Source organism: Dietzia sp. 2505 (assembly GCF_040546785.1).
Classification (GTDB): Bacteria; Actinomycetota; Actinomycetes; order Mycobacteriales; family Mycobacteriaceae; genus Dietzia.
In genome coordinates, this window is the sequence record NZ_JBEPON010000009.1 from 155,590 (window position 1) to 179,323 (window position 23,734).

At 71.3% G+C, this 23,734-nt stretch carries 22 protein-coding genes and 1 pseudogene; 8 read left to right on the top strand and 15 right to left on the bottom strand.

The window, feature by feature from the left end:
• Nucleotides 1–678: 678 nt before the first annotated feature.
• Together ABIE38_RS16355 and ABIE38_RS16360 are read right to left on the bottom strand one after the other, a co-directional pair.
• Nucleotides 679–4,140 (bottom strand): annotated as a pseudogene (locus ABIE38_RS16355) (alpha-(1->3)-arabinofuranosyltransferase domain-containing protein); the annotation flags it as partial.
• A 22-nt stretch (nucleotides 4,141–4,162) separates the two neighbouring features.
• Nucleotides 4,163–4,351, bottom strand: a complete 189-nt coding sequence (locus ABIE38_RS16360; protein WP_346034821.1) for a DUF2613 domain-containing protein — start codon at nucleotides 4,349–4,351, stop codon at nucleotides 4,163–4,165.
• Between the two features lie 154 nt (nucleotides 4,352–4,505).
• Here ABIE38_RS16360 and ABIE38_RS16365 point away from each other — a divergent pair, with 154 nt between their 5' ends.
• The 3 genes from ABIE38_RS16365 to ABIE38_RS16375 are packed head-to-tail and all read left to right on the top strand — an operon-like array spanning nucleotide 4,506 to nucleotide 8,098.
• Nucleotides 4,506–5,132, top strand: a complete 627-nt coding sequence (locus ABIE38_RS16365) for a TetR/AcrR family transcriptional regulator (RefSeq protein WP_259848067.1) — start codon at nucleotides 4,506–4,508, stop codon at nucleotides 5,130–5,132.
• Complete coding sequence (locus tag ABIE38_RS16370) at nucleotides 5,129–7,009, top strand: long-chain-acyl-CoA synthetase (RefSeq protein ID WP_354058079.1); 1,881 nt, start codon at nucleotides 5,129–5,131, stop codon at nucleotides 7,007–7,009. The genes ABIE38_RS16365 and ABIE38_RS16370 overlap by 4 nt, the downstream gene beginning before the upstream one ends.
• Nucleotides 7,010–7,045: 36 nt before the next feature.
• The gene (locus ABIE38_RS16375) at nucleotides 7,046–8,098 is read left to right on the top strand and encodes an alpha/beta hydrolase family protein (protein WP_354058081.1); all 1,053 of its coding nucleotides are present in this window, start codon (nucleotides 7,046–7,048) and stop codon (nucleotides 8,096–8,098) included.
• Between the two features lie 14 nt (nucleotides 8,099–8,112).
• On the opposite strand, the gene ABIE38_RS16380 is transcribed toward ABIE38_RS16375, so the two are convergent.
• Nucleotides 8,113–8,610, bottom strand: a complete 498-nt coding sequence (locus tag ABIE38_RS16380; RefSeq protein ID WP_354058082.1) for a nuclear transport factor 2 family protein — start codon at nucleotides 8,608–8,610, stop codon at nucleotides 8,113–8,115.
• A complete protein-coding gene (gene argJ / locus ABIE38_RS16385) occupies nucleotides 8,607–9,824 on the bottom strand; it encodes a bifunctional glutamate N-acetyltransferase/amino-acid acetyltransferase ArgJ (protein ID WP_354058084.1) in 1,218 nt (405 codons plus the stop codon). Before argJ ends, ABIE38_RS16380 begins: the two co-directional genes overlap by 4 nt.
• A 297-nt stretch (nucleotides 9,825–10,121) precedes the next feature.
• Here argJ and ABIE38_RS16390 point away from each other — a divergent pair, with 297 nt between their 5' ends.
• Nucleotides 10,122–10,262, top strand: coding sequence for a hypothetical protein (locus tag ABIE38_RS16390; protein WP_182637356.1), 141 nt, complete (start codon nucleotides 10,122–10,124; stop codon nucleotides 10,260–10,262).
• Nucleotides 10,263–10,462: 200 nt separating this feature from the next.
• Nucleotides 10,463–10,927, top strand: a complete 465-nt coding sequence (locus tag ABIE38_RS16395) for an SRPBCC family protein (protein WP_354058086.1) — start codon at nucleotides 10,463–10,465, stop codon at nucleotides 10,925–10,927.
• A gap of 90 nt (nucleotides 10,928–11,017) precedes the next feature.
• Here the strand turns inward: ABIE38_RS16395 and ABIE38_RS16400 are convergent, their stop codons facing one another.
• Complete coding sequence (locus ABIE38_RS16400) at nucleotides 11,018–12,133, bottom strand: NAD(P)H-dependent flavin oxidoreductase (protein ID WP_354058088.1); 1,116 nt, start codon at nucleotides 12,131–12,133, stop codon at nucleotides 11,018–11,020.
• Nucleotides 12,130–13,419, bottom strand: a complete 1,290-nt coding sequence (locus tag ABIE38_RS16405) for an APC family permease (RefSeq protein WP_354058090.1) — start codon at nucleotides 13,417–13,419, stop codon at nucleotides 12,130–12,132. The genes ABIE38_RS16400 and ABIE38_RS16405 overlap by 4 nt, the downstream gene beginning before the upstream one ends.
• An 89-nt stretch (nucleotides 13,420–13,508) precedes the next feature.
• Here ABIE38_RS16405 and ABIE38_RS16410 point away from each other — a divergent pair, with 89 nt between their 5' ends.
• Nucleotides 13,509–14,804, top strand: coding sequence for a glycoside hydrolase family 3 N-terminal domain-containing protein (locus ABIE38_RS16410; RefSeq protein ID WP_354058091.1), 1,296 nt, complete (start codon nucleotides 13,509–13,511; stop codon nucleotides 14,802–14,804).
• A 19-nt stretch (nucleotides 14,805–14,823) separates the two neighbouring features.
• Here the strand turns inward: ABIE38_RS16410 and ABIE38_RS16415 are convergent, their stop codons facing one another.
• The 5 genes from ABIE38_RS16415 to ABIE38_RS16435 form a co-directional block, all read right to left on the bottom strand.
• Entirely contained in the window at nucleotides 14,824–15,453 is a 630-nt protein-coding gene (locus ABIE38_RS16415) for a DNA-3-methyladenine glycosylase I (protein ID WP_354058093.1), read from the bottom strand.
• 92 nt (nucleotides 15,454–15,545) lie between these two features.
• On the bottom strand, nucleotides 15,546–16,241 hold the full coding sequence (locus ABIE38_RS16420; RefSeq protein WP_354058095.1) for a hypothetical protein: 696 nt from the start codon (nucleotides 16,239–16,241) through the stop codon (nucleotides 15,546–15,548).
• Between the two features lie 11 nt (nucleotides 16,242–16,252).
• On the bottom strand, nucleotides 16,253–17,014 hold the full coding sequence (locus ABIE38_RS16425) for a trimeric intracellular cation channel family protein (protein ID WP_354058097.1): 762 nt from the start codon (nucleotides 17,012–17,014) through the stop codon (nucleotides 16,253–16,255).
• A gap of 10 nt (nucleotides 17,015–17,024) precedes the next feature.
• Nucleotides 17,025–17,591 (bottom strand): GtrA family protein, encoded by a 567-nt coding sequence (locus tag ABIE38_RS16430; protein ID WP_354058099.1) that lies wholly within the window; start codon nucleotides 17,589–17,591, stop codon nucleotides 17,025–17,027.
• 30 nt (nucleotides 17,592–17,621) lie between these two features.
• A complete protein-coding gene (locus ABIE38_RS16435) occupies nucleotides 17,622–18,692 on the bottom strand; it encodes a glutathione S-transferase family protein (RefSeq protein ID WP_354058101.1) in 1,071 nt (356 codons plus the stop codon).
• Between the two features lie 131 nt (nucleotides 18,693–18,823).
• Between ABIE38_RS16435 and ABIE38_RS16440 the strand changes: the two genes are divergently transcribed.
• Complete coding sequence (locus ABIE38_RS16440) at nucleotides 18,824–19,858, top strand: DUF2332 domain-containing protein (protein WP_354058103.1); 1,035 nt, start codon at nucleotides 18,824–18,826, stop codon at nucleotides 19,856–19,858.
• 63 nt (nucleotides 19,859–19,921) lie between these two features.
• On the opposite strand, the gene ABIE38_RS16445 is transcribed toward ABIE38_RS16440, so the two are convergent.
• From ABIE38_RS16445 to ectA, 4 genes are all read right to left on the bottom strand, one after another.
• On the bottom strand, nucleotides 19,922–20,749 hold the full coding sequence (locus tag ABIE38_RS16445) for a PIG-L deacetylase family protein (protein ID WP_354058105.1): 828 nt from the start codon (nucleotides 20,747–20,749) through the stop codon (nucleotides 19,922–19,924).
• Nucleotides 20,750–20,781: 32 nt separating this feature from the next.
• Nucleotides 20,782–21,204, bottom strand: coding sequence for an ectoine synthase (locus ABIE38_RS16450; RefSeq protein ID WP_354058107.1), 423 nt, complete (start codon nucleotides 21,202–21,204; stop codon nucleotides 20,782–20,784).
• A gap of 40 nt (nucleotides 21,205–21,244) precedes the next feature.
• Complete coding sequence (gene ectB, locus ABIE38_RS16455) at nucleotides 21,245–22,540, bottom strand: diaminobutyrate--2-oxoglutarate transaminase (protein WP_354058109.1); 1,296 nt, start codon at nucleotides 22,538–22,540, stop codon at nucleotides 21,245–21,247.
• Nucleotides 22,541–22,607: 67 nt separating this feature from the next.
• Complete coding sequence (gene ectA, locus ABIE38_RS16460; RefSeq protein WP_354058111.1) at nucleotides 22,608–23,120, bottom strand: diaminobutyrate acetyltransferase; 513 nt, start codon at nucleotides 23,118–23,120, stop codon at nucleotides 22,608–22,610.
• 179 nt (nucleotides 23,121–23,299) lie between these two features.
• Here ectA and ABIE38_RS16465 point away from each other — a divergent pair, with 179 nt between their 5' ends.
• Nucleotides 23,300–23,725, top strand: a complete 426-nt coding sequence (locus ABIE38_RS16465; protein WP_354058112.1) for a pyridoxamine 5'-phosphate oxidase family protein — start codon at nucleotides 23,300–23,302, stop codon at nucleotides 23,723–23,725.
• The last annotated feature ends 9 nt before the right edge of the window (nucleotides 23,726–23,734 follow it).

Sequence of the window (23,734 nt, forward strand, 5' to 3'; positions counted from 1 at the left end):
CGCCCGGTACGGCCCGTCGAGCGGGACGGTCAGCACGAGGGTCGCGCCGGTGCCGGCCGCGGGCAGGACCCAGCCCTGCTTCCAGCCGTCCACCGTCACCGGTCGGGCGTCGGGCAGGTCGCTGCCGTCATCGGCGACCAGCCGCGCCTGCCACGCGGGGGTCACCGACTCGGGCACCACCAGGACGCGCTCGCGCGGCGCGGCGGGCACGTGCAACTCACGGCGCGAGGCGTCCCACCGCACCGTCGTGACCGCGCGGGTCGCCTGCGACGCCCCGCCCAGGACCGGCGTCCGGGTGGTGGCCTCGGCGCGACCCGTGCCGGAGCGGCCGGCACCGTCACCGTCGGCACCACCGCCCTCACCACCACCGTCGACGACGACGAGGCCCACCGTGTCCACCGAGAACGCCTCACCGGGGTCCACCGAGACCTCCACCGGTCCGGCGGCCATCGCGACCGGGTCGTCGTCGCACGGTTCGACGGGGATCGCGCGGCCGTCGAGCAGATCCCGCCGTGTCGTGGTCAGGCGGGTTCGGACCGATCGCTCTCCGATGAACAGGCGGGGGCCGTCCTGGCAGGACAGGGTCACCGGCTCACCGCCCGCCGCGGGCAGGGCGCCGATCCGGGCGCCGGTGCCGTCGCGCACCCAGACCTCGGCGATCCCGCCCGGCACCTGTGTCCCGCCCGGGGTCCGCACGTCGTGCGCGGCGTCGATCCGGATCGTCACCCGGTCGGTGTGGTCGGCGGGCAGGGGGACGACGACGGACCCGTCCTCCTCCGGCGCGATCGCGTCGAGGTCGACGCGCGTGGTCTGGAGGCCGGTGTCCACGGTGATGACCCCGGGGGCGGCCGGGGCGGCCGACCGCGGTGCCCACACCCTGATCGAGCCGACCAGGTGGCGGCCGGGCAGTCGAAGTTCGAGCGTCGGCGAGGGGGCGTCGGGGGCGTACCAGCTGGTCGACCGGTCCCCGTCGACGGCCGCGGACGGACCGCCGGCGGGGTCGGTCACCAGGGACTCCCCCAGGGCCCGGACCTGGCGCGCGCGCGTGGCGGGGTCGCCTCGCAGCACGTCGTCCAACGCCTCGCCGGCCCGCGGGCGCACGAGGAGCTGCGGCAGCACCTCGGTCCCGGTCGGCACGTCGAGCAGCCGGGCGAAGCGCGACGGTTCCTCGGCCTCGATGGCGAGCTCCGGGGCGCACCGCACCGCGCCGGTCTCCTCCTCGGCCCCCGCCAGACCCTCGACCGGGCTCCCGCCGTGGACGCAGTCCGAGCGGCCGCCCAGTTCCTGCCGCAGCAGCCAGCCGGACGGCGCCCCGGAACCCGGTGGCCGGTCCGGTAGCGCCACCACCCGCAGGAGCGGGATGTCCTGGCCGGCCGAGCTCAGAGCGAGGTCCGACACCTCGAAGTAGGTGCCACGGCCCCCGTCGGCGAAGCCCGTCGCCGTGACCCTCACCGTCTCGGTGGGTCCCGGGGGCAGCGCCACGACCAGCTCTCCGCCTCCGGTCGGATTCGCGGTGGTGGTGCCGGAGTCCGTACGGATCTGCAGGCTGCTGACCTCCGGCCCCGCGTCCGGGACGGGAACCGTGATCCGGAGCAGACCGCGGTCGACGGGCTCGGGGAGGTCGACCTCGATCCACTGGCCGAAGGCCGAACCGTAGCCCCCGGAACGCCAGGCGGTGTCCGGGTCGCCGTCGACCGCCGCCGCCACCGATCGGGCGGGCCGGACCGGGCCGGTCTGGGCGGAGTCCGATGCCGAGGACGAGGCCCGCACCCGCGCGTCCCACCACCGGGCCTGCGCCAGTGGGGGCTCCGTATCCGACACGGTGGCCGCGTAGTCCGGGACCGCGCCACGGCTGCGCCGGGGGTCGCCCTCGGCCCGGACCGCCGACGAGTGGTGGTCGAGGCGGCCGAAGTCGGTCTCCCGGTCCGTCGGGGAGTCCGTGAGGACCGGGGCGGTGGAATTGACCGGTCGCGGCCGGGGGAAGGGATCGGAGGCCGGGTCCACGCCCGCCGCGTCCGCGTCGGCCTCGAGCAGTCTGGTCACCCTGGCCGGGGACCCGACCGTGTCCCGCACGGCGAGCAGGTCGTCGAGCCGGGACAGCGACTCCGGCCCGCCGGCCACCACCGGCAGGTCGCGGACCTCCACCGTGTACGGGGCCGTGGCCGACCGGGGCGGGCCCGGGGACACGGCGTCCGAACCCAGCCGGGAATCGACCCGGTAGATCTCGATCGCCGGATAGGCGGGGCGGAGGCCGGAGTCGGGGACCACGACCGACTCGTCGTCGACCTCCGTTCCCCCGACCGGTTCCCCGAACTCCGCGACCTTGACCAGGCCCGGGGAGCCGTCGATCGCCTGGTGGACCAAGACCGGCCGGGGTGCACCGGAGTCGGCTGTGAGGTCGTTGCGCACCACCAGGAAGCCGATGCCCAGCGAGGCGAGCGTGGCCGCCGTACCCGGGGCGGGGTTGCCGTCGGCGAGGCGGCGCTGGACGGCGTCGAGTGCACGGATCGCCGGTGCGGGTTGCAGCGGCACCGAGTCCCGGACCGCCCACGGGGTGGTGGCCAGTGGTTGCAGGGGCTCGTCGCGGGTGACGCCCCAGACCTGACGGCCGAAGGACGACCCCGGCACCACCAGAGCGCGCGTGGTCGCGGCGGGGTCGAGGTCCCCGCCCCCGACATCCCCGCCCCCGACATCCCCGCCCCCGACATCCCCGGCCCCCGGCCGGGCGACCGGCGCGTTCTCCGAGAGCCAGTCGGCGGCGTCGGTCCAGTGGTCGGGGATCGCGGCGTGGGCACCCACCGGCGCGAGCCGGCCCAGCAACGCCGGGGCCACCGCCACCGTTCCCGCGAGGATCACGACCATGGCCACGGCGACCGGACGGTTGCGCTCGGGATGGGCGACGGCGGTCCAGCCGACGGCGACCGGTGCGCCCCCTACGCCGTGATCCTGACCCCGGGCCGGTGAACCCCCGCGGCGCGGACCCCCGTGCAGACCGGAGAGCAGCAGCGCCAGCAGATGAGCGGTACCCAGGACCAACGGCAGGCGCACCAGCGGCTCGAACTTGTGGACGTTGCGCAGCGGCGCGCCGGCGCCGTCGAGGAACGCGCGCAGCGTCTCAGCCAGTCCACCGCCGGCCGGGCCGACCCACGGCGCCGCCATCGCCACCAGCCCGACGGCGGCGATCACCAGGAGCCGGCCCCGGGCGGGCATCGCCCGGTGGAGCAGCCCCAGCACACCGACCGCCGCCATCACGCCGGTGGCCAGGACGAACACCGGCTCGCTGGTGAGCGCCGCTCCGGCCAGCCGGTCCGTCGACACGAACGGCACCCATGTCGCTGCCCCGCGCAGTACTTCGGTCGCCGACGACCACCGTGTGGTGACCTCGGCGGACTCGATGTAGTCCAGGAACGGCGGCGAGACCCGGCCCAGGAGCACCAGCGGAACAGCCCACCACAGGCACACCGCTACCGAGAGGGGCAGCCACCACGCGGTCAACCGCGCCCACGTGCGACCGGGGCGGTACATGAGCCACCACAGGATCGCGGGCAGGCACGCGACCGCGGTGGCGACCGCGTTGACCGCACCCATCAACGCCAGGGCCAGCGCGGCACCGGCCCCACCCCGGCGAGGGGACATCCTCCCCTGTAACACCCGCACCACCGGGAGCAGCACCCACGGTGCCAGCGCGACTGGCCAGATCTCGGAGGAGATCGACCCGAGGTCGCCGAGCATCCGCGGGGCGAGCGCGTAGAGGATCCCGGCCACCGCCCTGGTCTGAGGGGTGCCGATCCGCAAGGCGGCCGCGACCAGGACCACGCCGACGTAGGCGACCGTCAGCAGGACGGCCCACCACAGACGTTGGGTCAGCCAGGCGGGCATCCCCACCAGGTCGAACAGCGCGAAGAACGGACCCTGGGGGAAGAGGTACCCGTACGCCTGGTTCTGGACCTGTCCGCCGAACGACAGTCCGGTCCACAGGTGGGTGGCCTGGGCGAGAAACCGTCCGGGGTCGACGACGAGGTCGTACTTGGTGTCCGGGACGACCAGACCCGGGGACTGCAGGCAGGCGAGGAGGAGGAAACCGAAAAACGCGACGACCGCGTCGCGCGCGCCTGCACCGAGACGGATCCCGCGGGTCACCTCGGCCGGCGCGGAGGGGGGACTAGCGGGCGCCGTACTCGACCTGGCCGAGGAGGGCCTGGTCGGCGGGCGGCTGAGCGACCTCCGGGATGGAGTTCTCGGCCATCGCGGAGTTGGCTCCGAAGGCGACGATGCCGCCGAGGACGATTCCGCCGACTGCGCTGGCGAGCGCTCCGGTACCGAAGCTCATCGAGTTCTCCCTGCGGGTCACGAGAATGGGGTGTCCTGGCGGTGCCCCGGGGCACGCCGACGCCGAAAGAGTATCACCCGGCACCCCGTGGATCGTGCGTAGTGTCGCCCACAACTACTTACTGGCCGGTAAGTTGGTGTGGGACACGACACCACGTCCCGCCGGAAGGAGTCCTGTGACGACGGGGACCAAACGGATCCCACGCGCGATCCGCGAACAGCAGATGCTCGACTCGGCCATCCGCGTGTTCTCCGACCTCGGCTACCGATCGGCGTCGATGGACACCATCGCCAAAGACGCCAGGATCTCCAAGCCGATGCTGTATCTCTACTACGGCTCGAAGGAGGAACTGTTCTCCGCGTGCGTGACCCGTGAATCCGGTCGACTCATCGACCATCTCACCTCCGCGGCGACCAGTGGGACCGGTGCGCGTCACAGTCTGGAGAGCGTCGTGGAGGCGTTCCTCGACTACGTGGACGACCACGCCGACTCGTGGAACGTCGTGTACCGCCAGGCCGTCGCCGAACCCGCGTTCGGCGACGAGGTCGAGAAGACCCGCTCCGTCCTGGTGGACCTGACCACCGACCTGCTGGCGCAGAACTCGGTGGACGGGCGCAGCCGCGAGGTGCTCGAGGTGGTCGCCACCGCGCTCGTCGGGGCCGGGGAGGCGGTCGCCGACCGCGTCGCACACCGGTCCATACCCAAATCGGTGGCCGCAGGAGTGGTCGTCGAACTCGCGTGGCGCGGCCTCGCCGGAGATCCCGCCAAGTCACTCACCACCCCGAAAGAGGAGAAGCCGTGACCGACACGACCGAAGACACCACCCGCCGCACGTCCCAGGGAGCCAGGACCCTCACTCCGTTCGACCTGGCGGGAGGCCTGCCCTCTCTCGTCTCCGACCTGCCGACCGTCCTGCGTGGTCTCCGGATCGTCCGCAAGTCCCGCGGGACCGACAAGATCTCCATCGGCAGGAGGTTCCAGGAACTGGCGGCCGGCCAGCCGGACGCCCCGTTCCTGCGATTCCTGGGCTCGGAGATCACCTACGGGGAGGCGAACCGGCGTGCCAACCTCTTCGCCCAGGTGCTCAAGGCCCGTGGGGTCGAGCGCGGCGACACGGTCGGGATCTGCATGGTCAACCGGCCCGAGGTCATGCTCGCCATCCTGGGCGCCGTCAAGGTGGGCGCCTCGGTGGGACTGCTCAACCACCACCAGCGCGGGGAGGTCCTCGAGCATTCGCAGAAGATCATCGATTCGAAGGTCGTCCTCATCGGGGCGGAGTGCGCCGAGGCCGCCGGGTCCATCCCCCGCGAGAAGTGGCTCGGTGAGCTGATCGCCGTGGGGACCGAGGTCGACCTCCCGTTCCGCGACTTCACGGCGGGCCACCGCCCGGACGAGCTCTCCGATCTCACCTGGCTGGAGGACGAGGTGGAGAAGCTGGGCGCGGACGCCGGCGCCACCAACCCGCCCGAGGCGGACGAGACGCTGGGCAACGAGACCGCGTACTACGTGTTCACCTCGGGCACCACCGGCCTGCCCAAGGCCTCGACCATGTCCCACTATCGCTGGAACCGCGCGCTCGCCGGTTTCGGCCTGTCGGGTGTGCGGCTCAAGAAGGACGACGTCCTGCTCTGTCCGCTGCCGATGTACCACAACAACGCGCTCACGGTCGGCCTGGGCTGCGTGCTCGCGGCCGGCGCGTGCCTGGCCGTCGAGGAGCACTTCTCCGCGTCGAAGTTCTGGGACCAGGCCCGTGCGGCCGGTGCCACCGCCGCCATCTACATCGGCGAGATCTGCCGCTACCTGCTCAACCAGGAACCCGGTCCGGGCGACCGTGACCATTCCATCCGGGTGATGACGGGCAACGGGTTGCGCCCCGAGATCTGGGACGAGTTCCAACAGCGGTTCGGCGTCGACCGGATCTGTGAGTTCTACGCGGCCAGCGAGTGCAACATCGCGTTCGTCAACGCCTTCAACATCCCCAAGACCACCGGCTACTGCCCGATGGACTTCGCGATCGTGGACTACGACCCGGACACCGGGGAGCCCCGCCGCGGCGCGGACGGCCGGCTCACCAAGGTGGGCAAGGGCGGGATCGGTCTGCTGATCAGCGGCATCTCCGACACCCAGCCCTTCGACGGCTACACCGACAAGGAGGCCACGGAGAAGAAGGTCATCCGCGACGCCTTCAGTGACGGTGACGCCTGGTTCGTCTCGGGCGACCTGATGCTGGACCAGGGCATCAAGCACGCCTCGTTCGTCGACCGCCTGGGCGACACCTTCCGGTGGAAGGGCGAGAACGTGGCGACCACCGAGGTGGAGGCGGCCGTCAGCGCTCGCCACGAGGTCGACCAGGCCGTGGTCTACGGCGTGCCGGTGCCGGGTGCCGACGGGAAGGCGGGCATGGCCGCAGTGCGGCTGCACGACAAGTCCGACTTCGACGGCGCCGCGCTCGCGGAGCACCTGCGCAGGTCGTTGCCGTCGTACGCGGTTCCGCTGTTCATCCGGCTCTCCAAGGAGCTCGAGGTGACGTCCACCTACAAGAGCCGCAAGACCGAGCTGCGCGAGCAGGCGTTCGACACCTCCCGGTTCGACGACCCGCTCTACGTCCTGTCGTCCGACAAGGGATACATCCCCTTCTACGATGGGGCGGAGAACGACGTCGTCGCCGGCAAGGCCTGAGGCCGGGGACACCACTCGAGGAGGTCCCGCCGCCGCATGCCCAGTCCCCGCATGCCCAGTCGCCGTGCGCACAGCCGCCGTGCGTCCGACCGACGGGCGCGCCGCGGCGGGACCGACCTCTCCCGCCGTTCCCTGTTGATCGGCCTGTCGCTGGGCGCGGGCGGCGCGGCGGGATGGGCGCTGACCTCGGCCCTCGGGGCGGGTGTCGAGGACGTGGCGACGTCCGGCCCGAGCCCCGACTCCGCGGCTCCCCGTCCCTACGTCGCGCCCGAGGGTGCGGTCCCGGTCACCGAACCGCGCCGGGTGCACTACGGCGAGCCCGGCGACACGGACGGTCAGACCTTCGGTGACCTCTACCTGCCCGAGTCGGCCAACCCGGCCCTGCCGGTGGTGGTGTTGATCCACGGCGGCGGGTGGAAGGACTCGATGGGCCTGGCCTACATGGAGAACCAGGCACGCGACCTGGCCTCCTTCGACGTGGCGGTGTGGAACATCGAGTACCGCCGGGTCGGTTCCGGAGGCGGCTGGCCCACCACGGTCGCGGACGTGTGCCGGGCCGTGGACCACCTCGTAGAGGTCTCGGCGCAGGTGGGCGGCAGGTTGGACCTGCAACGGGTGGTGGTCGCCGGGCACTCCGCCGGCGGGCACCTGGCGCTGTGGGTCGCCGGGCGGGCACGACTACCGTCCTCTCTGCCCGGGTCCCGCCCCGCCGTCCCCGTCTCGGGCTGTGTGTCCCTCGCCGGGGTCGCGGACCTTCTCCGTGCCGAGGAGTCCGGGGACAAGTACGTCGCCGGACTGCTCGGGGGCCGCCCCGACTCGCGCCGTCAGCGCTACCGGGACGCCTCGCCCGTGACCCACCTGCCCACCGGGGTCCCGGTGGTGTGCGTCCACGGTCGCGACGACGAGGTGGTGCCGCCCGAGCAGTCCGAGGCCTACGTACGGGCAGCCCGCCGGGTGGGCGACCCCGCCCGCGTCTCGCTGGTGCCCGGTGGCCACGACCCGTGGGGCGACATCACCGGTCGGGTGTGGCACGACACCCGCGACACCATCCTCTCGATGGCTCGCCGACCGCCGGGCCCCGCCGGCTGAACCACGGGAGGGGGTCAGGCGTCGGTGTGGCCGGTGTCCACCCGGGTCCGCTCGAGCCGCCGATAGGCGATCAACCACCGGCCGTCCACCCTGCGGTACCGCTCGTGGTAGTGCCCCCAGCCGTGGAGCCAGTGCTCACGGCCGTCGACCGACCACCACAGCCGGTCCTCCATCGCCCAGATGCCGGTGGCCGTGGGGTCGCCGGTCTCCGGGTCCGGGCCGGTCAGCTCCAGCAGCGGGGTGTGCCCGTGGTGCACGCTCGTCACCGGGACGCGGCCGTCGAGAGTCGAGCGGATCGCGGCGGTGAGCGCCTCGCGACCGCGTACCTCGGGCGCCCCGCCGCCGGCCGCCCAGGACTCGCTGACCACGTCCTCGGTGTGGCACGGCCCGTAGGCGTCCCACCGCTTGGTGTCCATGACGTACAGCCGGCGGGCGAAGACCGCGCGGATCGCCTCGAGGTCCTCGGCCGCGCTCGCGTCCTCAGCCGTGCTCGCGCCCTCAGGCGGGCTCACGTCGTGTAGTCGGCGTTGATCGAGATGTACTCGCGCGAGAGGTCGCACCCGTAGACCGTGCAGGCGCCGTCGGCGGCTCCCCCCTCGACACCCAGGTCGACAGAGATCGTGACCTCCTCGGCCCGCATGATCTCGGTGAGCCGCTCGAGTTCGGCCTGACCGGGGAAGGCGGGGTAGGTCTCGAGGTCACCGAAGACGATGCGAACCCGCTCCGGGTCGATGTCCGTGTCCTCGTGGCACTTGCCGATCGCCATGGCCACCCGGCCCCAGTTGGGGTCCGCCCCGTGGACGGCGGTCTTGACCAGCGGGGAGTTGAGTATCGCCTTGGCCACCCGCTTGGCCTGGTCGCGGTCGCGGGCCCCGGTGACCTCGACGGTGAGCAACTTGGTGGCCCCCTCTCCGTCGCGGGCCAGTTGATGGGTCAGGTCCAGACACACGGCCTCGAGGGCCCGCCGCAGCTCGGCCTGGTCCACCGGCCCGGCCGCGCCGCTGGCCAGCGCGATCGCGGTATCGGAGGTGGAGGTGTCGGTGTCGACGGACAGGCAGTTGAACGTGCCGTCCACCGCGCCCCGGAACGCGGTGTCCAGCACGCCGGGCTCCACGGCGGCGTCGGTGAAGATCACGGCGATCATCGTGGCCATGTCCGGTTCGACCATCCCGACCCCCTTGGCGATGCCCACGACCTGGGCGGTGCCGCCCGTCGTCGTCGTCACCTCCACCCGCGCCGTCTTGGGGTGGGTGTCCGTCGTCATCATGGCGCTGGCGAGGGCCACCGCGTCGGCGTCGAAGTCGGCATCGGCCAACCCGTCGAGATGGGAACGCAGGATCGGCATGGGGTAACGCCGGCCGATCACGCCGGTGGAGGCGATGAGCAACTCCTCCGGCGCCACCCCCACGGCTCCGGCCGCCCGCTCCAGGACCTCGCGCGCGTCGGCCATCCCCTGCTCGCCGGTGGCGACGTTGGCGTTCTTCGCCACCACCACGACGCCACGCGCCCGGCCGCCGGCGGCGTTCTCCCGGCTGAGCACCACGGAGGGCCCGGCGAAGAGCGAGCGGGTGAACACCGCCGAGGAGGTCACGGCGGGACCGTCGGCGACGACGACGAAGACGTCGTCACCGTCCTCGCGCAGACCCGCGGCCCCGGCGTGCGCGCGGAAGCCGGCGGGCAGAGGGATCGGTCCGGAGGGGCGGGTCTCGGGGCGAGTGGCGTTCACGCGTCCGAGTCTAGGCCCGCCGACAGGGCCCGGCCCGGCCGGACGGGAGCTCCCGTTCCGCTCCCCGGAAGAAAATGTGAGATAGCTCGCACCTGAGCAATCCCAGTCCCGTCCTTCCACTCCCTATGAACGCGGGCTTACCGCCACCGGGGCCGTAAAACCCCTCGTCAGGTGGGGTTCGACGTCACGGCTGGGTAACGTCGGCCCCAGTCGTCCGGATGTACCCAACGAGCGTCCGAACGACGCAGACCTCGGCGGTGGAGAGTCCACCGCCGTTACGACGAAAGGATCTACACCATGATCTCTGACTTCATCAACGGCATCGCCACCGGTTCCGCCAACGTCAACACCGGCTCCGAGGCCGCCGACTTCGGCACCGACCTCATCGCCCAGGTCCTCGGCTTCTTCGGTGGCTTCGTCGAGAACTTCGGCTCCTGAGCCGACGCGCCTGACGGCGCACCGCCCGGGCCGGGTCAAGCCCGGAACGGGCACCGCGTGTGACCGGCCCCGCTTCGGCGGGGCCGGTTTCCGCATTTCCGGCGCTGCAGAGGCTTCCCCGTCGCAGCAGTGGCGATTCCTGCGCGCCCGTCACGATTCGTGCGCGCCCGTGGCCGGGACGCCCCGGTAGCCTGGATCCCATGCAGCTCGATCTCTCCCGTGACGTCGCCGCCGACCCCGACGCGGTCTGGGCCGTGCTGACCGACATCCCGTCAGCGCACCGCATTCTCAGCGGTGTCCTGGCGGTCGAGATCCTCACACCCGGCCCCTATCAGCCGGGACTGCGGTGGCGGGAGACGCGTCGGATGTTCGGCATGAAGGCCACCGAGGAGATGATGGTAGTCGCGGCCGAGCCTCCCCACTCCACCGCGATCGTCGCCGAGAACGGCGGCACAGAGTACAAGACGGTGTTCACCGTGACCCCGCGTCCCGACGGTGCCGGATCGACCCTGCGGATGCGGTTCGCAGCCCACACCGCTCACGCCCCGGCGATCTCCCGGGTCGCGATGGCCGTCATGGGCGGGCTCGCCGAGAGGTCGACACGCAAGGCCATGGAGCAGGACCTGGCGGACATCGCGGCGGAGGCCGAGCGCCGCGCCGTCTGACCCGCCGCGCCGTCTGCGATTCAGCCCGGCCCCCTGCGATTCCGCTACCGTCTTGCGCAGGCCGCTACCCGCAGACGGGTAGCGGACCGTTCAGCTCGATGGCGAACCTGTGGCGCGGTCCCAGAGTTCGACGACGACCTCCGCAGCCGGTCGATCGGCGTAGGCGTCGGCGGCGCGCCATCGCGAGCCGGCCCACAGCGGCGGGACCTCGGCGTCCCCGGCGTCGGTGGCGGCCCTGCGCATGGGTCCGGTCAGGACGTGCAGGTGCGGGTAGGCCGGTGGTGCGAGCGCGTCGAACTCGTCCACGAACCCGTTGACCAGTGCGCGTGCGTAGCGTCCGGTGTAGCAGCGTGTCGGCCGCGACTCAGTGAGCCGTGGATCGGCCAGGGCCGCGCGGTACAGGGCGCTCGTGCCCGCCTCCGGGGTGCGCAGAAGGACGGTCCCGAGTTGCACACCGTCCGCTCCCGCCCGGAGAGCCTCGGCGACATCCTCCGGGGTGCTGAGCCCGCCGGCCGCGACGAACGGCACATCCGGCAGCGCCGCACGGACGGCGCGGACGAGGTCAACGGTGGTCACGGAGTCGGGTTCCTCGCCCACGCTGGTGGTCGACCGGTGCCCGCCCGCCTCGGCGGACTGCACCGACAGCCAGTCGGCGCCCGCCTCGACCGCGCGCCGGGCGTCCTGCACGCCGGCGACGGTGACGACGACCGCCGTGCCCACCTCCTGCAGCGCCTCCACCACGTCCCGACCCGGGATGCCGAAGGTGAAGGAGACCACGTCGACCGGTTCGGCGACGAGCGAGGCGAGGGTGGCGGCCTGGTCGAAGTCGGTGAAGTCCGGTCTCCCGGCGATCGTGATGCCGAGCCGCTCGGCGACCGGGGCGATCGCTGCCGAGTAGCGCTCGACGGCCTCCGGCCCTCCGGCGGCGGCCAGGGCTGCCCCGGAGTCGTCCCGGTCCACCAGGAAGACGTTGACGCCGAACGGGGCGTCGGTGAGCGCCCGTACCCGGTCGATCTCCTCGCGCGTGGCCGCGGCGTCGAGGTATCCCGACCCGATCAACCCCAGGCCGCCCGCCTCACCGACCGCGGCGATCAACTCCGGCGTCGTGGGACCGCCGGCCATCGGGGCGCCGACGACGGGCCTGCGGAGGTGGCCCGGCAGGAGGCGGTCACGTCGGTCGCGGACCCGGGGCAGGCGCTCGATCATGTCTGAGACGGTACGCCCGGAGGGATCGCGCGACGTCGGGTGACCGCGTAGACCACCCCACCGACGGCGAACACGGCGAACCCGGCCGTCACGGACTGCCACGGCAGGCTCCCGGCCACCACCACGCAGCCGACCGCGCCCAGCACCGGCACCCATGCGGGCAGACGGCGGTGCTCACGGGTGAGCCGCAGGGCCGCCGCGTTGGCGACGAGGTAGTAGACCAGTACCGCGAACGACGAGAACCCGATCGCCTGGCGCACGTCCGCCACCAGGACGATCCCGGCCACGAGCGCGCCCACGCAGATCTCGGCCACATACGGCGTCCGGGTGGTCGGGTGGACCGAGGCCAACCCCCGGGGCAGATGCCGGTCGCGGGCCATGGCCATGGTCGTGCGGGACACCCCCAGGATCCCGCCCAGCAATGCGCCCAACGCCGCGATCCCGGCGGCCACCCGCACGATCGGCGCGAGTTCGCCGCCGCCGATCCGCTGCGCCGCGTCCAGGACCGGGGCCGGGCCCGCCGCCACGCCCCCCACCCCGAGGACGTGGACCGTGGAGGCCAGGACCACCGCGTATACGACGATCACCACGGAGATCGCGATCACCACCGCTTTCGGTATGGTCCGGGCGGGCTCGCGGACCTCCTCACCGAGAGTGGCGATGCGGGCGTACCCGGCAAAGGCGAAGAAGCAGAACCCGGCGCCGCCGAGGACGCCGAGCACGCGCGCCGGCCACGGCTCGCCGTCCACGGCCGGTGCCGCGCCGAGAGACACCGCGCCGAGAGACACCGGCCCGGAGGTCCAGGCCGCCACCACGAACACCGCCAGCACAGTCAGCACGACCCCCACGAGCACCTTCGACGCGGTGGCCGTGCGCTGCACTCCGCACACCGACAACAGCGTCAGCGCGAGAACCGCGGCGGCGGCCACGACGTGGGCGCGCTCCGGCCACACATACAGACCCGCGGTGAGTGCCATCGCAGCGCAGGACGCGGTCTTACCCACCACGAAACCCCAGCCCGCGAGAAACCCCGGCAGCGGTCCGAGCAGCTCGCGCCCGTAGACATAGGTGCCACCGGCAGCGGGGAACCGCGCGGCCAACCGGGCCGACGACAGCGCGTTGCACACCGCCACCACCGCCGCGACGGCGAGCGCCGCCCACACCAGCGACCCCGCGCGGGCCGCCGCGGGGGCGAACGCCACGAACACCCCGGCACCGATCATCGCGCCGAGGCCCACCACCACGGCATCGGTCAGGCCGAGGCGACGGGCGAGCGTTGACGACATCCGCATACCCTCGCATCCACAGTTGGCCGGTGGGTGAACCGGACCCGGGGCCCACGGGCCGCCGACGGTCCAGCGGCTACATTCGAGGTGTGTGCTCCCCCAGCCGGCTCCGACTGACGGTCGCCGCCCTGGCCGCCGGACTCGCGCTGGTCGGCTGCGGCGCGGACGGCGCCGTCGACACCGGGCCCCGGGAGGACCGCGCGGCCGTCCGGTCTTCGGAGCAGGCCCTGCCCCCCGCCCCTGCCTGCGAGTCGCCCCTGGACTCGCTGAGCCAGCGGGAGCGGATCGCGCAGCTGTTCACCGTGGGTGTGAGCTCGATGGCCGACGCGCGTCGGGCGGTCGACGAGCACAACATCGGCGGGATCTTCCTCGGCGGCGACGTCGTGGGCGAGGTCGTCTCCGGCGACGGCCTCGCGCGACTCCAGCAGGACTCGCCGCTGCCGCTGCTGGTGTCGATCGACGAGGAGGGCGGTCGCGTGTCCCGCATCGCCCCCTACGCCGGACCGATGCCGTCGGCCCGTGTCATGGCCGCCACGATGAGCCCCGAGCAGGTCCGGTCGGCGGCGCGGTCCCGCGGTGAGTTCCTCCGCGGGATGGGCGTCACCGTGGACTTCGCCCCCTCCGTCGACGTGTCCGACCAGCCGGACGGGGCCGTGATCGGCGACCGGTCGTTCTCCCCGGACCCGGCCCGGGTGGTCAGCTACGCGCGCGCGTTCTCCGCCGGCCTCCTCGACGCCGGCGTGACTCCGGTGTTCAAGCACTTCCCGGGCCACGGCCGCTCATCGGGGGACAGTCACCACGAATCGGTGACCGTGCCGCCGCTGGACCAGCTCCTCCCACACGATCTCCGGCCCTTCTCCGAGCTCGCCCAGACCCCCGGTGCCGGGATGATGCTGGGGCACCAGCAGGTGCCCGGCCTCACGGGCGTCGACCGGCCGGCGTCACTCTCCCCGGCGGCCTACCGCCTGCTCCGCGAGGGTCACGGGTACGCCGCCCCGCCCTTCGACGGTGCGATCTTCACCGATGACCTGTCCGGGATGCGCGCCGTGACCAACGACTTCCCCCTTCCCCGGGCGGTCGCCGAGTCGCTCATCGCCGGGGCCGACTCTCCGCTCTGGATCACCACCGCCGGGATCTCCGAGGCGCTCGACGCCGTCGAACTCGCCCTCGCCGACGGCGCCCTGAGCAGGGTGGACCTGGACCTCTCCCTGGCCCGGATGGCGGCGCTGCGGGGGATCCCCGGTTGTCTGAGCTGGCCGGCCACCGGGCACCTGGCGGAACCCGGGGCCCTCGCCGGCACCTCCCCCGAGCTCCCGCCCCGCGCCGACCTGCCCGCCCTTCCGGTCCGGGCCGACCCGACCGCTCAGGCCGGGCAGCCCGGCTGACGCCGGGGGGCGGGCGCGGTCAGGTCGTACCCTCGCGGGACCAGATGCCGGAGGTGCCGCGTCGATGCGAGTCCACCAGGTGCGTGTCGACCACCCCGATGGCCTCCATCAGGGCGAACACCGTCACCGGGCCCACGAAGCTGAAGCCCCGCCGCTTGAGGTCCACGGCCAGCGCCTCCGACTCCGGGGAGCGGCTGGGCACCTCGCTCATGGTCCGGGGCTCCGGGGTGCGCTCCGGCCGGTAGGACCAGATCAACTCCCCGAGTCCGCCCTGCGCCCGAAGCGCGATCACGGCGCGTGCGTTGCCGATGGCCGCGTCGATCTTGCGCCGATTGCGCACGATCCCGGCGTCCGCCATGAGCCGGGCGACGTCGGGCTCGCCGAAGTCCGCGACCGCGTCGGGAGAGAACCCGGCGAACGCCTCGCGGAACGCCGGACGCTTACGCAGGATCGTCAGCCAGCTCAGGCCGGACTGGAAGCCCTCCAGGACGAGCCGCTCGTAGAGTCCGGCCTCGTCATGGACCGGCATCCCCCATTCGGTGTCGTAATACTCCCGCAACAGGGGATCCCGCGCCGCCCAGGGCGGCCGCATCAGACCGTCCTCGCACAGCACCGCGCCGCCGGTCTGATCCATCTGGTCTTCCGCCATGTCTCCCCCTGCAGGTTCGTGGACCACCCTCCACGGTGATCGCCGCCACCCTAGGATCCGGCTCAGACACGATACGGCCCGACACGATACGGCTAGGACAGCATCCCGCTGAGCTGCACGATGCGCACCGCCGCCAGGAGCACGAGCGCCACACCCACGACGAGCGTCAGCAGCCGACCGGCCACGCGGCCGTAGACGAGGAACCTGTCGATCCTGCGGGTCGCCGCGGCGACACCGGACGAGTCGACCCTCGACAGCGCGATGATCAACCCCGTACTCGGCAGGATCGCGATGACCGCGAAGAACAGGATCTGCAGCAGCTTGGACCACCACGGGGTCTCGGCGAACGAGATGAGGACCATGCCCGCCGCGAACGGCGCCGAGGTCGCCGACTGGATGACACCCAGCGAGATGCCGGTGACCATGATGCCGAATCTCTGCAGCACGGTCTGGGTCAGCGGGGCCTCGACGCTGTCCTCCTTGGCCTCCGCGGGTCTGCGCAGTCCCAACACGGTGATCACCAGGCCGACCACGCCCAGGACCAGCATCGCCCAGAGGTTGTAGAAGAGGCTGCGCACGAACTCCTGGTTGTTGCCGATCACCCACACCGACACCAGCGAGAGCAGGACGATGCCGCAGAACGCGCCTCCGGTGAAACGGGCGGCGCGCGAGGCGAAGCCTCCCCCTCGGCCGGCGGCCGTGAGCCAGAGCCCGGCGATCACGGCGAAGGCCAGGAGGTTGACCGAGTCGACTGCCGCGAATCCCAGCAGGCTGAGGTAATACTGCACGACGGCACACACTACCGGCGGGGGCCAGGTGGGCGATCCCGGTAGTCGTCGACGTCGCGGTCACGGCGGGACTCGTCGTCGTCGCCCTTCATGCGGCCGGGACGGCCGAACACCGACCGGTCGCGCCGCAGGCGGGTGTCGATCCCCCGCATGCTCCACCCGCGCATCGGCGCCGGGACCCGCCACTGGAGACGCCACGCCACCATCCGGAACGTGAACGCGAACGCGGACAACACCGCCGCGGCGACCGGGCCCCACGTGCCCGTCGAGACGGCCAGGGCGGTGAGCGCCGCGCCGGTGGCGGCAGGGATGACGTACAGGTCGGAACCGTTGAAGACGGCGGGGATCTCGTTGGCCACCACGTCGCGCATGAGTCCGCCGCCGACCGCGGTGATCACGCCGAGCAGGAGCGCCGAGGCGACCGGCATGCCGTGGTCCAGCGCCCGCGCGGTGCCGAACGTGCAGAACAGCCCGAGGCCGGCCGCGTCGAAGACGATGATCAGCGTCCGGACGCGGTGCAGATGCGCGCCCAAGAGGTACACCACCGCGGCCGCGACGAACGGCGGCACCAGCAGGACGGGCTGCGCGAACGCGAGCGGGGTGACACCCAGCATGACGTCGCGCAGGATGCCGCCGCCGAGACCTGCCAACAGGCCCAGTACCAGACCTCCGGTGATGTCGATGTTCTTCCGCGCGGCCAGCAGATTGCCGGACAGGGCGAAGAAGAACACCCCCACGAGGTCGAACCACAGCAGCAGCGTCGAGGATTCCACGAGCCGGCCCCTAGACCACCGCGTCCGCGGTGGAGCGGGCGTGGTGACGGCGACGGACGGAGCGGAACGTCCAGAGCTTGTTGACGACGAAGTTGATCGGCATCGTGATGAGGATCGTCAGCAGCTGGCTCCAGTACTCCCTGGAGTGGATGCCCGCGTCCTCGTGCCACCACGGTTCGGGCAGGTAGAGCGGCGAGGTGGGGTTGGTGAAGGCCAGCTTGATGAAGATCCCCGCGGCCGCGGCCACCGATCCCACCAGCAGGAACGGCCAGAACTCCTGCATCACCGGTGCCTTGTGCCCCTTGCCGAAGGTCCAGTGCCGGTTGAGCATGAAGTTGTAGACATTGGCCACCAGGAACGCCACGATCCACACCAGGGTCGTGAAGCGGAAGTTGTACTCCGTCCCCGAGAACGGGAACAGGATGTCCTGGGCGTTCTGGGTCCCGCCGTTGGCCCTGTTCATCAGGACCGTGACGATCATGTTGACGACCATCCCGGACCCGCCCACGATCCCGAACATGAGGAACTGTCGGGCGTTTCGTCGATAACGACCTAGTTCGGACGGGGCCGGGTTCACAGCGAGCCAGTCTAGGCCCACAGGCCGGGACTAGCCCGCTCCGTGCCCCTCCGGGACCCGCTCGGACGGGTCGTCGATCGGCCCCGGGGCGGTGCCGGCACCGAACGGGCGGCCACCGAGCTCCTCGCGGTGATGCGGGGAGAGCAGGCCCGCGAGGTCCGGCCCCTTGGGCACGATCCCGGTCGGGTTCACGTCGCGGTGGACGTTGTAATAGTGCTCCTTGATCTGCGGGAAATCGCAGGTGTCCCCGAAGCCGGGCGTCTGGAACAGGTCGCGCAGATAGCCCCACAGGGCCGGCATCTCGGTGATCTTGTTGCGGTTGGCCTTGAAGTGGCCGTGGTAGACCGCGTCGAAACGCACGAGGGTGGTGAACAGCCGGATGTCGGCGACGGTGATCGTGTCGCCGGCGAGGTATCGACGGGTGGTCAAGCGCTCCTCGAGCCTGTCCAGCGAGGCCCAGAGCTCGTCGTAGGCCTGCTCGTAGGCGCCCTGCTCGGCCGCGAACCCGCTGCGGTACACGCCGTTGTTGACGGTCGGGTAGATCCACGAGTCCAACTCGTCGATCTCGTCGCGATGCTCGTCGGGGTACAGGTCCGGGGCGCCGTCGCGGTGGAAGGCCGACCATTCCGTGAGCAGATCGAAGTTGAGCTTCTGGTACGCGTTGGTCACCACCGACCTGGTGGGCAGGTCGACGAGGGCCGGGACCGTGATGCCGCGCGGGTAGTCGGGGATCCGGTTGAAGTAGGCCTCCTGGAGCCTGTGCATGCCCGTGACCGGGTCCTTGCCGTCGGGGTCGAGGTCGAAGACCCAGGAGTTGACGTCATGGGTCGGACCGGCCAGACCCATGGAGATGGCGCCCTCCAGACCCATCAGACGGCGGACGATGATCGAGCGGCTCGCCCAGGGGCAGGCCCGGGCCGCCATCAGGCGGTACCGGCCGGCCTCGACGGGCCACCGCATCTCGCCGATCTTCTCCCCCACCGGGTCCGATCCCGCCGGGAGATCCGCCACGACCCGATCGTTGATGTAGGTGGCGTCACGGACGAACTCACCGTCCTCCGAGGCGTTCTTGGCTGCGATGAACTCGGTGTCGTCTGCCATGGGGTCTCCTACGGTCGTCGTCCGGTCGTCGTCGCGGCCAGTGGTTGATGCATCACCAATATAGCCGGTCCGACGCCCTCGCGCCAGCGCATCCGGGTGATCCGGGGCGCCCGGTGTGCCACGCTGGCCGCATGGACTCCGCGCACGTCGACGACGTTCCCACCCGCTACGCCGAGTTCGCCGAGTTCGAGGTCCGCGGCCGCACCCCGGTCTACCTGGCGTGGGCCCGGGGCATCGCCGAGGACCCCGCGACGTGCGAGCTCATCGGGAGCCTGCCCCGGATCAAGCGACAGCCCGCGCTGGTCTTCGCCTCCGCCCGGCACGCCGGCGCTCCCGAGACCGAGGACTACCCGGCGTTCCGGGAGTTCGTCCACGCCCACTGGGCGGAGATCGAACAGATCGCCCTCACCCACTCCACGCAGACCAACGAGGCCAAGAGGTGCGCGGTCCTCCTGCCGTTCCTCTCCCTGCTCCCGGGCCCGCTCTCGTTGGTGGAGATGGGAGCCTCCGCCGGACTGTGCCTGTACCCGGACCGGTACGCCTACCGGTACGCGCTCGATGGCGGCTCCACCCACGAGCTGCGACCGGCGGGATCGGACACGGCCGCCTCCGCCGCCGACACCCCGGTCCTCGACTGCGCCCTGCGCGACGGCGTCCCCCGCCCGGAGGCCCTGCCCGACGCCGTCCACCGTGGCGGGGTGGACCTGTCCCCCATCGACCCCTCCCACGCCGATTCGCGGGGCTGGCTGCGCAGCCTGATCTGGCCCGGACAGCAGGCCGAGCGGGTGCCCCGCCTGGATGCCGCGCTCGACATCGCCGCCGCCGACCCGCCCCAGATCATCACGGGGGACCTGGTCGAGAAACTGGAGGACTCCGTGGCCGCGTGTCCCGCGGGGTCCACGCCGGTGGTGTTCCACACCGCGGTGCTCGGATACCTCGAACCCCCGGCCCGCGCCGAGTTCGTCCGCCGGGTCACAGACCTCTGCAGGGACGCGGGAGCGGTGTGGATCTCCGTGGAGGGGGTGACCCTCCTCCCCGACGTCGCCGAGCAGGTCCCGGAGTCGATCCGGCGCCACAAGGGCATCTTCGTCGTCGCCGTCAACGGGCGCCCCCTGGCCACGGCACACGGCCACGGTGACTGGGTCCGCGCGCTCGACATGCCCTGACATGCCCTGACAGGCCGGGCGGGTCCGGGGCTGGTCGGGTCGGGCCTAGCCGGCTCGGCCACTTCAGTCGAACGGCCACCCGCGACGCATCGACTGGTCGGACCCCGGCTCGATGAGGTACTCGGTCCCGAAGGTCGCCGCGTAGACGTTCTCCGGCAGGGCCAGCATCATGCCGATGTCGCTGGTCTGACTGGCGTGACACTCCATCGCGCGACGCTTGAGCTCCACGACGTCCGCGGGAAGGTCGATCGCCCACGCGATCTCCGACTGCGGGACCCCCACCGGCAGCCCGTCGTCCCCGGTGAGAATCATCCGCCGCAGTTCCTCCACATCCATGCCGCCGGACGCGAACGCGGCCAGGAACTCCGCCGCCTCGGGGCTGTCGAGCATCTCGAGTTGGGCGTCCTGGTTGGTCGTGGCCTCCAGAAGCCGCGGACGACGGGCCGCCGACTCCACAGCGCGGCGGGCGATGCGGTGGACGGCCAGGTGATCCGGGTGCCCGTAGTTCCCGTGGTGGTCGTAACCCACGAGGACGTCGGCATCCTCTCTGTCGAGGATCCGGGCCAGCCGGCCGGCCGCATCGTCGGTGTCGGCGCTGTGCAGGCACAACGGATCGTCGTTCTGGGCCCACCCGGTCATCCCCGAGTCGCGGTAGCCCAGCCAGTCGATCCTCGCGACACCCAGTACCGCTGCTGCGGCCCGGGCCTCCCCGCGCCGGTGGTCGACCAGGTCGCCGTCGGGCCCGAGGTGGTCGGGCCGCTGGCCGTGGTCGCCGTCCGTGGCGAAGACCGTGACGACGCGGTGACCACCGCGCGAGGCGAGGGCCATCATCCCGGCGGTCTGGGAGGTCTCGTCGTCGGGGTGGGCGTGGAGGAACACGATCGTGGACACCCGACCAGTGTGCCCTCCCGGCCCCGACCTGCCTACTTCTCGCGCACGACCGTTCCGTCATCCTGCAGGCGCAGGAGCGGGTAGATGCCGTTCTCGTCGTGGTTCTCGTCGCCGACGACCGGGGGGTTGAAGACGCAGAGCATCTGCATCTCCTCCTCCACGATGACCTGGTGCTTCTCGTGGCCGTCGAGCAGGTACATCGACCCCGCCTCGAGCGGGTACTCCTTGTCGTTCGTGAGGTCCCGCAGGATCCCCTTGCCCCGGGTCAGCCAGACGGCCTCGATGTGGTTGGCGTAGTGGAAGTCGTTCGTCGTGCCGGCGGCGATGGTGGTCTCGTGGAACGAGAACCCCACCCGGTCGTCGGCCAGGACGATGCGCTTGGACTCCCAGTTGCCGTTGTTGCCCTTGACGTGGCGGTCGGTGTCGGTGATCTCTGCGGTGGTGCGAACGATCATGTGGTGCCTCCTCGGGGAAGGTGTGGTGGTCCGGGCGCGCTCAGAGGTACTGCTGGGCGAGGACGTGGTCGACGGCTTCGTAGCAGATCTCGATACCGCGGTCGCGCTCGTCGTCGGTCAGGATGAGCGGGGCGAGGAACTTGACCACCTCGTCGCTCGGGCCGGCGGTCTCGACCAGCATCTTGTTGTCGAAGCAGCGGGCCATGACCTCTCCGGCCAGCTCCGGCTTCTCGAGGAAGGCGATTCCGAAGGCCATGCCTCGGCCGCGGAGCTCGAGCTTGCCCTCGTACTTGTAGACCAGCGGGGAGAAGCGCTCGCGGAGGATCCGGCCGTTCTCGAGCGTGCGGTTCTGCAACTTGTCGTCCGACCAGTACTTCCGCAGCGCCACCTCGGCGGTGACAAATGCCATGTTGTTGCCGCGGAACGTGCCGTTGTGCTCGCCCGGGGTCCACTCGTCCAGCTCACGGTTGAACAGGGTGATCGCCAGCGGCAGGCCGTAGCCGCCGATCGACTTGGACAGGGTGACGATGTCCGGCTTGATGCCGGCGAACTCGAACGAGAAGAACTCGCCGGTGCGGCCGCAGCCCATCTGGACGTCGTCGACGATGAGCAGGATCTCGTGACGCTTGCACAGCTCGTCGAGGGCCTTCAGCCACTCGGCGCGTGCCGCGTTGATGCCGCCCTCGCCCTGGACGCACTCGACGATCACGGCCGCCGGGCGGTTCATGCCCGAACCGGAGTCGACCAGGACGCGCTCCATCCACTGGAAGTCCTCGGTCACGCCGCCGAAGTAGTTGTCGTACGGCATCGGCGTGGCGTGGACCAGCGGGATCCCGGCGCCGGCGCGCTTCATCGAGTTGCCCGTGACGGACAAGGACCCGAGGGTCATGCCGTGGAACGAGTTGGTGAAGTTGATGATGGCCTCGCGGCCGGTGACCTTGCGGGCCAGCTTGAGCGCCGACTCGACGGCGTTCGTACCGGTCGGCCCGGGGAACATCACCTTGTAGTCCAACCCGCGCGGCTCGAGGATCGTCGAGGTGAAGGTCTCCAGGAAGGCGCGCTTGGCGACGGTGTACTTGTCGAGCGAGTGGGTGACGCCGTCGCGCTGGATGTACTCGAGCAATGCGCTCTTCATGTCGTCGTCGTTGTGGCCGTAGTTCAGTGCGCCGGCGCCGCCGAAGAAGTCGAGGTAGTCGTCCCCGTCGACGGTCGTGAGCTTCGCGCCCTTCGCGGTGTCGAACACCACCGGCCAGTTGCGGGAATAGCTGCGGACCTCGGACTCGCGGTCGGAGAAGATCGAGGTGTCCAGGTTTGCGTCGTGCGTGGCTTCGGTCATGGTGGTGATCACTCCATCGAGAATGGTGTCGGGCGGCGGCGGCGGACCAGTGGGCCCGGGCGCCCTTCTAGGAAATCGTGTAGAGATCTTCGGGTTCGTGCCCGTCGCCGAGCAGTTCGACGCCGAGGTAGTCCTCGCTGGACAGCGTCATTCCCCGGTCGCGGGCGACGGCGCCGAAGGTGCGCTGGGACGCCTCGTTGTCCGGGCTGATGGTGGTGCGCAGTCGGACCACACCGCGCTCGGCGAGCCGGTCCATGAGGCTGTGGAGCAACCGTGCGGCCAGCCCCTTACCTCGCTGGTCCGCGTCGACGCCCACCTGCCAGACGAAGATCGTGTCCGGCTCCGAGGGGCGCAGGAATCCGGTGACGAAGCCGACGACGCGGCCCTCGACCTCGACGACCACCGAGCTCTCGGAGAATTCCGCTCCCCACAACACGTAGGCATAGGAGGAGTTCAGGTCGAGTACTCCGCTGTCGCGGGCGATCTCCCACATGCGATTTCCATCTGCCGCCGTGGGCGGGCGGAAAACCGCGTCGGACGAATCAGGGTTACGGGGTGCTTCTCGTTCTCCTGGGTTCATAGGTGATCACCACGGTAGTGACGTGGACCGGTTGCCGCATCTACCTTCGCCGGATCGTTACCCGATTGTCGGGCGAGTCCGCAGGTGGCCGTCGTGCAGTGACATCCATCACCCGGTGCGACCCCGCCCGCTATCGCGATGGTCTTCCTTACCGGGCCGGACCCTGGGAGAATAAATTCATGGACGAGAACCCGATCACCGAATTCGACGAGGGCCGCTCTCTCGAGTTGCTGGCCACCGAGGCGCTCGGCCGCCTGGTCACCGTCTCGGGCGGGCGGGCAGACATCTTCCCCGTCAACTACGCGCTGTCGACGGAGGGCAAGATCTTCTTCCGCACGGCGGAGGGCAGCAAGCTCGCCGGCCTCACCGTTCATCCCGACGTGGTCTTCCAGGTCGACCACATCGAGGATGAGGAGGCGTGGTCGGTGGTCGTCCGGGGTGAAGCCCGACGGCTCGACAGCTTCGAGGAGATCAACCGCGCCGAGGAACTCGACCTCAAGCCGTGGATCCCCACGCTCAAGTACAACTTCGTGGAGATCACACCGGAGCAGATCTCGGGCCGCGGCTTCGCCTTCGGCGAGGAGCCGGAGCGGTATACGGGGTAGGCGCGCTGT